General features: G+C 30.1%; 9 protein-coding genes. 8 read left to right on the forward strand and 1 reads right to left on the reverse strand.

From position 1 onward, the window contains the following. From EZH24_RS15280 to EZH24_RS03275, 8 genes are all read left to right on the forward strand, one after another. A partial coding sequence (locus EZH24_RS15280; protein WP_170310830.1) for a 4Fe-4S binding protein occupies positions 1 to 128 on the forward strand: 128 nt, incomplete at its 5' end. A 139-nt stretch (positions 129 to 267) separates the two neighbouring features. Further along, entirely contained in the window at positions 268 to 2,265 is a 1,998-nt protein-coding gene (mrdA, locus tag EZH24_RS03245) for a penicillin-binding protein 2 (protein WP_137997696.1), read from the forward strand. Continuing rightward, entirely contained in the window at positions 2,258 to 3,574 is a 1,317-nt protein-coding gene (locus tag EZH24_RS03250) for an FtsW/RodA/SpoVE family cell cycle protein (RefSeq protein WP_137997697.1), read from the forward strand. The genes mrdA and EZH24_RS03250 overlap by 8 nt, the downstream gene beginning before the upstream one ends. A gap of 21 nt (positions 3,575 to 3,595) precedes the next feature. Then, entirely contained in the window at positions 3,596 to 4,753 is a 1,158-nt protein-coding gene (locus tag EZH24_RS03255; protein WP_137997698.1) for a fused response regulator/phosphatase, read from the forward strand. 99 nt (positions 4,754 to 4,852) lie between these two features. After that, a complete protein-coding gene (locus EZH24_RS03260; protein WP_137997699.1) occupies positions 4,853 to 5,563 on the forward strand; it encodes a periplasmic-type flagellar collar protein FlbB in 711 nt (236 codons plus the stop codon). 131 nt (positions 5,564 to 5,694) lie between these two features. Next, positions 5,695 to 6,249 (forward strand): hypothetical protein, encoded by a 555-nt coding sequence (locus EZH24_RS03265; protein ID WP_137997700.1) that lies wholly within the window; start codon positions 5,695 to 5,697, stop codon positions 6,247 to 6,249. Positions 6,250 to 6,266: 17 nt separating this feature from the next. After that, positions 6,267 to 7,913, forward strand: a complete 1,647-nt coding sequence (locus tag EZH24_RS03270; protein WP_137997701.1) for a P-loop NTPase family protein — start codon at positions 6,267 to 6,269, stop codon at positions 7,911 to 7,913. 2 nt (positions 7,914 to 7,915) lie between these two features. After that, positions 7,916 to 9,637 carry a LeoA/HP0731 family dynamin-like GTPase gene (locus tag EZH24_RS03275; protein WP_137997702.1) on the forward strand — a complete coding sequence of 574 codons (1,722 nt, stop codon included), beginning with the start codon at positions 7,916 to 7,918 and terminating at the stop codon, positions 9,635 to 9,637. A 95-nt stretch (positions 9,638 to 9,732) separates the two neighbouring features. Here the strand turns inward: EZH24_RS03275 and EZH24_RS03280 are convergent. Then, positions 9,733 to 10,042, reverse strand: a 310-nt coding sequence (locus EZH24_RS03280) for a TCP-1/cpn60 chaperonin family protein (protein WP_272897867.1), incomplete at its 5' end; no start/stop codon positions are given.

A 10,042-nucleotide genomic window follows, 5' to 3' on the forward strand; every position in this document is an offset into this window, starting at 1 on the left:
TTGCGCTTAATTTTAATAAAAAAGGAAAAAATTTCCCGCCAGAATATTATTACGATAAATGTATAACTTGCTATTGCTGTCAAGAATTATGTCCGCATAAAGCGATTGTTTTGAAAAGAAGATTTTAAAAATTTAATCTTAAAATTTTATTTAAATATAATAAAAAGATTTTAATTAATACCGTTATTTATAGTATTGATAAAAGTATTTTTTGTAATATAATTTTTGATTATTCTTAAAAATATTTTCTTAAAAAGGATAAATTCGATGGATTTGTTTGAAATAGAATTAAATAAAGATAAAAAATTTGTCGGCGAAGATTTTAGATATAGAAGAAAACTTTTGGTTGTTCTTTTCGTGTCGGTTTTCGTTGTGTCGGTTCTTATAATAAGATTGTTTTATTTGCAAATAATAAAAAACGGATATTACAGCGGTTTATCTCGAAACAATAAAGAACAAATAATACCTATTGAAGCTCATAGAGGCGAAATATACGACAGAAACGGAATCATGGTTGCGGAAAATATTAAAGTTTATGTTATGTATATGATTCCAACTTATTTGCCTAAAAATTATTTTGAAAGAGAAGAGCTTTTATATAGAGTTTCAAAAATATTCAATATAGATTTGGAGCAGATAAAATCGACTTTGGATAAACTTCCTAAAAACAGCTACGAATCAATCGAAATAACGGACAATATGACGATGGAACAAATCAGTTATTTAGCCGAACGCGCCGAAGAATTTCCCGGCGTTTATTACGGAAGCAAATCGGTTAGAAATTATCCGCTCGGAGAAACGATGACTCATATTTTGGGTTATATCGGAAATATATCTCAAGAAGAATTTGAAAGCAAAAGAATCGAAGGCTACAGAAGAAACAGCATGATTGGAAAGGAAGGAGTCGAGCAGTTTTACGATAAGGAGCTTCGAGGAATTGACGGATATGTTCAATGGATAGTCGACTCGAGAAATAGAGTAAAAGAAACTATAAGCCCCGCCGTTGGAAGACCTATTCCCGGAAAAAAACTTATTTTAAGTATAGATTCAAAAATTCAAAAAGACGCGGAAGATTTGCTTTACGGACAAGTGGGAACTATAATCGTATCGCGTCCTACAACGGGAGAAATACTCGCAATGGTTAGCGCGCCTTGGTATGACCCGAATATATTTATAGGAAAAATCGACAGAGATAAATACGCCGAACTTATAAATAATCCCGCCAATCCTTTTTGGAATAAGGCTATAAGAGGAAGATATCCTCCAGGCTCCACTTTCAAATTAATATCCGCCGCAGGTTCTCTTGCGGAAGGCAGGCTCACGGCAAATAAGACGGTATTTTGTCAAGGAGGTATGCTTCTTGAAAATAGATTTTACAGATGCACAGGACAGCATGGTTATGTAAATATGTATAAAGCTATTCAATATTCTTGCAACACTTATTTTTATACTTTGGCTTACGAACTCGGACCGAATTTTATAAAAAAATACGCGGAAATTTTCGGCTTCGGAACTCCAACGGGAATAGATTTGCCCGGCGAAAAAATCGGAGTAGTTCCGAGTGCGGATTGGAAGAGAAGAAGAATTGGCGAATATTGGTGGGACGGAGACACTTTGCAATATGTTATCGGGCAGGGTTATATGTCCGCAACTCCGATAGCCGTTCATATGGCTACATCCGCTATTATAAACGATGGCGTTATGTATCGTCCTCATGTTGTTAAAGAAATAAGAAGTTCGCAAACGGACGAGGTAATATACAATAACGATAAAGTTGTAGTTAAAAAATTGGATATTCCTCAAAGTATGTTTACGGTTGTCAAAGAAGGAATGAGAATGGCTGTAGCTGGAGGAACGGCAAGAAACGGAGCTTGGTCTCCTTATGTAAAATTAGCCGCCAAAACTTCCACCGCCCAAAACGCTCAAGGTAGAGACCATACTTGGATTACGATTTTCGGACCTTATAATCAAAGACCTACGGACGATATGGTTGCGGTTACCGTTATGTTGGAACATAGCGGAGGAGGAGGAGGAAGCACCGCGGGACCAATCGCTACGGCAATGTTGCGTTCTATACTTTCTGGAGAAAACGCTCTAGAAGTTAGAAATTCTATTTATTATAGAATGCAAAGAATTTATGAAGAATTTAGACTTGCAAGAGAACAAGCCGCAGCCGAAGCTTCCGAAAACGGAGAAAATAACGATAACGAAGACGATTCTAAAAAGAAAAATAGAAATGATGACGATAGGATAAGATATGAATGAAAAAAGCGAAATAAAAAAATTATTTATATTCGATTTTAGAATATTGCTTGCGATAATATTTTTAATGATAGCTGGAGGAGTCGCCGTTTATTCTTCGACATATTCCGCCGAAGCGAGCAGAACTAGTTGGCTTTTTTTGAAATATCTATTCTTTTCGGTAACAGGTTTAGTTATTATGTGCATAACTATGTTTATTAATTATACTAAATTAGCCGAACATAGAATGTCTTTATATATTCCAATGATTGTTCTTTTGATTTTGGTTTTGATTCCAAATGTCGGAACTACGATTAACGGAAGCAGCAGTTGGCTTTTCGGAATGCAGCCTTCGGAGTTTGGAAAATTGGTAATGATAATATTTCTTGCGGGATATTTAGACCAAATTGGAGATAAAATAAAAGAAGAAAAATATTTCGCGCTTGCTGGTTTGTTTATAGTTATTCCAATCGCTCTCGTTTTGATGCAACCAGATTTGGGAACGGTTTTGGTTTATTGTTTCATAGTTTTCGTTATGCTTTTTGTCGGAGGCGTTCCAATAAGATATATTTTGGCTTTGATGAGTATTGGAATTATCGGGCTTTCTATTCCTATGTTTTTGGAATATAAAAGAATGTCGGACGATATAAATAATGTTCTTTTTAATTTTTTATCTCAAAGAATTTATATAGGCTATCTTGCGGGAATATTATTATTCATAGCGGTTTTGCTTTTAACGATTAACTTTTATACGAGCAATAAATATATAGAATCGCTTTCGTTTATGTTTTTCGTTTTATTTTTAAGTATGTGCGCCGCTTTGGTATTCGATATAGGATTAAAAACCTATCAAAAAGAAAGGCTTTTGGTATTTATGAATCCTCAATTAACGAGATTAAGTTCTGGTTATAATATAATTCAGTCTTTGATAGCCGTTGGAAGCGGAGGATTATTTGGAGAAGGATTTTTAAACGGAAGTCAGTCTCAATTAAATTTTATTCCTCAGCAGGTAAACGATTTTATTTTTTCGAATATATGCGAAGAATGGGGGTTTGTCGGAAGCTCTTTGGTAGTTTTGGCTTATGCCGTAATTCTTATTAGAGGAATAACTGTCGCTTATTTTGCTAAAGACAGACTCGGAGCTTTGATAGTAGTCGGAGTTATAGCAATGTTTCTATGTCATGTCATAATCAATATAGGAATGGTTGTTGGAATGATGCCGATTACGGGACTTACTTTGCCGTTTGTGAGCAGCGGAGGTTCTTCTATTTTAACTTTTTCAATGTCGATAGGGCTTATATTTAATGTGGAAGCGAGAAGATATGTTCATTAATATTAAGTAAAATTTTAAATTATGAGAAACAATATTTTAACGGAAAAAATTTTAATAGTCGATTCGAATATAGATTATGCTAAATTCATACAAAACGCTTTAAAAAAAGACGGATATTTATGTTATATAGCCGTTTCTTACGAGGACGCTATTAATTTGGCTCATGAAAAAATTCCAGATTGCATCATTGTCGATTATATGCTTCCTTTCGGCGGAGCTTTCAGATTGGCGGAACATATAAGCGCAGACAATCTTATAAACAATACCGTTATACTTTTTATGACGGCAAACGACAATAAAGCCGAATGTATAAAATCTTTTGAATGCGGAGCGGACGGTTTCTTTCAAAAATCAATCGATATAGATATTTTTTTACTAAAAATGAAATCCTACATAAGATTAAAAAAAGCGGTAGAATCGAATATAATGTATATGGATATTCTTAAAAAAGACATCGAATACGCTTCAAAATTGCAAAAAAGCATTCTCTCTTACGGAAATGTTTCAATTCCTAAAAACGATATTGCGGTTTATCATTACGCTCCAAACGAAGTATCGGGAGATTATAGCGGAATAAAAGCCGTAAACGATGGATGTTATGCGATTTTGCTTGCCGATGTTTCGGGACATGGAGTCGCCGCGAGTATGCTTACGATATTAATAAAATCTTTTTTCGACACTCATGCTATTATAGATTCGAAAAATACTTCTCCTTCGGCATTTATAAAAGAGCTTAATAAATTTTTTATAGACGAAGGTTTTGATAAAAGTTTATTCGCTTCCGTATTTTACGCGGTTTATAATAACGAAACGGGATATTTTCTCTGTTCTTCTGGAGGTTCGCCAAAACCTCTATATTATTCAAATTTTTTTAATAAGATTGATTTTTTGGATATCGAAGGTCCTTTGGTTGGAATGACGGAAGAGAGTCAATATTACGAAACGAGCATTAAACTCGCCCATAACGACACTTTGCTTTTATTTACGGACGGCGCTTACGAAATATTTAACGATAATAATAAAATGTTTGGGGACGAAAAATTAAAATCTATTTTCTTAAAAAATATGCATAAAAATATCAATGTAATCAAAGAAAATATGATAAAAGAATTAAAAAACTTTTCAAACAATTCTTTGCCTGACGATATAAGCATGATTTTTTTACGAAGAACAGATTAAAAAATTATAACTAAATATTTTTTTATTACGATAATAAATTAGTTGACATATTATTTTTTTATAATTATAATAAGATTATTAAGTTGAGGCGATATAATTATGAAATTTAAAATAGCGATTTTGATTATAGTTAATTTGATAGCTTTTACGGCTTTGCTTTATATGTTCGATATTTTCGGAGTCGTAAATTATTATACTTTAATGAGAACTAAAATAGCTCCGAATATTCCTCTTATGGCTAGATTTACCCAAAAACCGAGAGTGGAAGATATGTCGCTTTTGGCAAGAGACGATTTGGCTAAAATGCGCGAATCTTTTAATTTGAGAGAAAGAGATATCGAGGCGCAGGAATCTTTAATCGCAAGCAGAGCAATCGAATTAAATACCCGGTCGGAATTGATAGAACAGGATAGACAGAATTTATTAAACGCTTGGTCTAATTATCAGGCTACTATGGACGAATCTTCGCAGTATCAATTGGTTCTTACCGATTTGGCTAATAAAATTAACAGTATGCCCCCTCAAAATTCTGTAGCTCTTCTTAATCAACTTGCGGCAAACGGTTCGGACGATTTGGTTATAGATGTTCTTTTGGAAATGGATTCCATAGCGGCTACGGAAGGAAGAAATAGCACGACTTCTTACCTTTTAAGTTTGATGGACGCTTCCGTTGCGGCGAGAATACTTGAAAAATACGAAGCGAGAACAAATCCAAGAAATAATACCGTTCCATCTTCGCCTAACGATTTTCCTTCATATCCTGAAACGGATAATATGCTAAATGAGGGAATAATGGATATGGGTGCATAAATTATATACATTATTTGTTCTATTAAAAGTTTTAATTTTTATAAAATCTTATTCTATTCAGATTAAACCACATTGTGATATTGACATTATAATTTTATAATATATAGTATAAGCTATGGTAGGTTTACATAATGTTAAATATTAATTCTAAAGAAGATTTAAAAAATATTTATCGAGATATAAAAAATGATATTGACGATATATTAATAGATGTTTCTAATGCAAATATTGAAAAAGAGGAAGATACTATTTTTATTAAGGAGTTAATAAAAGAAATGGAAAAACTTAATAAACAATTTGATGAGGATATAGATTTTTTAGAAAAGAATTCCGAATGGGAAAAATTTACTATAGCTTTTTTCGGAGAAACTAACGCGGGTAAAAGCACAATAATAGAATCCTTAAGAATTATTTTTGATGAACTAAATCGAAGAAGAGAAATAGAAAATAATATGAAAGAAGTAAAAATTATGGAAGATAAATTAGAAGAAAAGTCTAACGAATTATTATCTTCTTTAAGCAAACTAAATAAAATCGCAGAGGACGAAGATATGAAAAGCATTGATGAAATAAAAAAATTACAAAGCTATATTAAAAAAGGTTTTATATTTTCAATAATATTATCAATTATTTTATCGGGCGGTAGCGTATTGTTAATTTTAAAATTTGTTTTTGGAATAATTTAATCATTGGTTAAAATTTTATGAATTGTAATAATATTTGGATTGGTAATAAATTTTTTGAGCCGTCATATAATTTAGTTCAATCTACATACGATATATTAAATGATACATTAGAGTTAAACGAACAAATAAAAAAAGCATATTCTGTAGACGGCAAAATAATAGGAACGGGCGAATCCGATTTTACAAAATCTTATGTAAAATATGAATTAAATTATAATGATAAACCTTTTATTTTAATAGACTTGCCTGGAATAGAAGGACAAGAAAGTAAATATGAAAAAATTATAAAAGAAGCTTTAGCTAAAGCGCATGCCATAGTATATGTAAACGGCACAAATAAAGCTCCAGAATCAGGGACTATTAAGAAAATAAAAAGTTATTTAAGAGATAATTGTTTAGTTTATTCAATTTATAATGTGAAAGGTAAAGCCGATTCTTATGAATTTGAAGAAGATAGAATAAGTTTAGGAAATACTCATAAAGATACTAACGTAGTATTAAATGAAACGGATAAGAAATTATCTAAAGTTTTCGATAATGATACTTATAAAAAATGCATAATGGTTCAAGGGCTTTTATCGTTTTCTTCTTTGGCGAATATAAATTCAAAAATTAGCACTATAATTCCATCAAGAAATAAAGATTTGCTTAAAGCTCAAAAATCGTATTTTGAATATTTTCAAGATTATAATTCTATGCGTAAGTTTAGTCAAATAGACGATATGGCATTAATTATAAAAAATAAAGTCAATACTTTTGAAGAAGATATAATAAAGAGTAATATAAAGAAAGTATTAGTCAGAGTTAATGATATTTTAGAAACGCTAAAGAATGAAAAAGAAAAATATAGTAAAATAGTTGAAGATTCCAAAAAAGAAACGGAAGATTTTAAAAAATCTATAAACGACTATATAGAATCGTTTGATAATAATTATAGCAATAAATCAAAGAATTTGTATAATAAATTTTTTCAAGATGTTTTAGGTAAGATGTTTTCTGAAATAGAGACTATGGGAAGAATTGTTGGAAAAAATGATAGAATTCGTATTGAAAATGAAATTAAAGAATATGTTGATAATAGAAAAATTGAACTAGAGAACGATATTAAAGAAAAATCTGATAAATTAATTAACGAATTGATTGATAATATAAAAAATAGATTAGAAAGATTTAAAACCGATTTAAGAAAAATAGAAGAGTTATATAATTTTGATAATATTTCAGATTTAAAAATAGATATGTCATTAGATATAGCGTTTTCAGAAATGGATATTAAATTTAAAGAAGTAGGCGGAATATTATTAGGTATAGTAATTGGAATTCTTGGTATTGTTTTGTTTCCATTATCACTTCCAGTTCTTATAAGTGGAATAGTAAGTTTAGTTTTAGATTTGTTATTAAATATAGTCTCTTTATTCAATCCAAATAGAAGAAGAGAAAAAGCAAAGAGAAAATCTGAAGAAGAATTAGATGAAATAAAAAAAGAAAATATGTTAAAAATGGAAAATAAAGTTAAAGAAGTTATTAACAAAATAAAATATACTGCTAACGAATTAAATAAAAATATAGATAATATTTATAATAAACAAGTTACAATTTTTAATTTGTTATCAAATAAAATTGAGAAATTAGAAATATTAGAAAAAGAATTAAAGGAGATTTAAATATGGCAAGCATTGAATGTTTTGAAATCAAAAAAGAAGAGGTTAAAAAATATTTGCAAGATTTTAAAATTCTTGTAGAAAAACTTAAAGATATGGGATTAGATGTTAACGAAGATATATCAAAGTTAGACGATGCTATAAAAATTGTAGATAAGGATATACTTTCTATAGCTTTGGTGGGAGCGGTTTCCGATGGTAAAACTACGGCGATAGCGGGATGGCTGGAAGAAGTTAAAGATAATATGAAAATAGCTACCGAAGAATCTTCCGATGAAATACTTATATATCATCCTAATAATATGTATAATAAGTGTCAAATAGTCGATACGCCAGGTTTATTTGGCGATAAAGAAAAATCAGAAAATAATAAAACCGTAAAACTGTCGGATATAACTAAAAAATATATATCTTCGGCTCACATTATTTTTTATGTAGTCGATGCCGCTAATCCGTTAAAAGATTCTCATAAAGACGCGGTTAAGTGGATTTTAAGAGATTTAAATAAATTGGATTCCACAGTATTTATAATCAATAAAATGGATGATGCCGCTAATTTAAAAGACGAAGAAGACTTTAATAATCAAAAAAATATAAAAACTAATATTATTATAGAAAGATTAAAAAGTTATATTAATTTAACGGATGAAGAATTAGAAAGATTAAATATAGTATGTATTTCTGCAGACCCACAAGAAAGAGGACTAAATTTTTGGTTGCAACATAAAGAAGATTATATTTCTCGTTCAAGAATAAACGAATTACAAAATATAACAAATAAAATATTAGAAAACTCTATTGCAGATAATTTAATTTCTAAAACGAGTTTTGATGTTATAAGAGATACTATAAAAAATAAAATTATAGAATCACAAAACCAATTAAAATATATAGAATTAAATAGTAACGAGAGAAAAGAGGAGCTTAAAAGAATAGAAGAAGATTTTAATAGATTTAGAAAGGAAATCATTGGAAGTATAGCTGATTTTAGAGATGAATTAAATAATTATGAGAATGAAATTTTAAGTAGGATAATAAGTTCAAGCCCAGATACTATAGGAGAAATTATAGAGCTTGATATTGGAATACGAGGAGATGAAGTAGGATATAAGATAGTAAATAAATTAAATAGTATGTCCGAGCGCTATTTTAATATCATGCTTGAAAAGTATGATAAATTTAGTTTTGATATAGAAAATCATATAAATAAAACTAATAAATTCATAGAAGATATGGCATTAAAATTTGCTAAACAAGGATTTGGTAAAATAGCAAAAATGCCCGTTAGTGCTATTAAAAAATGTGTATTTTCAGCTAGAGATGTTTTAAAAAAATTTGGAAAATCAATTAAATTTAAACCTTGGGGAGCCGATAAATTAGCCCGTTATATAGGTAAAGGCGCTTTAGGATTAAGTATAGGATTAGATTTTTTTCTAAAAGGCTATAAATTATGGAAAGATAATAAACTTGAAAAAGAATTTAACGATATAAAAAATAATGCCTCTGATACCGTAAAGGCAATATTTAAAAATGTTTATGATACATTAGATAAAGAAAATTTTATAAAATCTTTTACTTCAGAATTTGAAAATAAAATAAAAGAATTAAAATCTGAAATAGAATTTTTTGAAAACCAAGATAAAAAATTAAATGAATGGAAAAAAGAAGCCACCGATAAATTATCTAAATATAATATAATAGACATAGATTTTGAAGTTGTAGAGTAGCAAAAAATATTTATGATACATATATTTAATATTTTTAAAATAAAAAAGCCCCGATAAAAATCGGAGCTTTTTAATTCTATTTGAGACTAACTTAATTAATACATACCGCCCATTCCGCCTCCAGGCATTGGTGGCATAGGCTTGTCAGGTTCAGGTATGTCGGTAATAATAACTTCCGCCGTTAGAACTTGACTCGCTATTGAAGCGGCGTTTTGTAAGGCGCTCCTTGAAACTTTAGCGGGGTCGATAATTCCCGTTTTCAACATATCAACCCATTCGTTCGTAAGAGCGTTGAATCCCATATTGCCTTTTTGTTTTTTGGCTTCTATGGCGACTACAGAACCGTCTAATCCAGCGTTTGCCGCTATCATTCTTATAGGTTCTTCGATTGCTCTTTTTACTATA

The organism is Brachyspira catarrhinii, from assembly GCF_005518285.1.
Lineage (GTDB): Bacteria > Spirochaetota > Brachyspiria > Brachyspirales > Brachyspiraceae > Brachyspira > Brachyspira catarrhinii.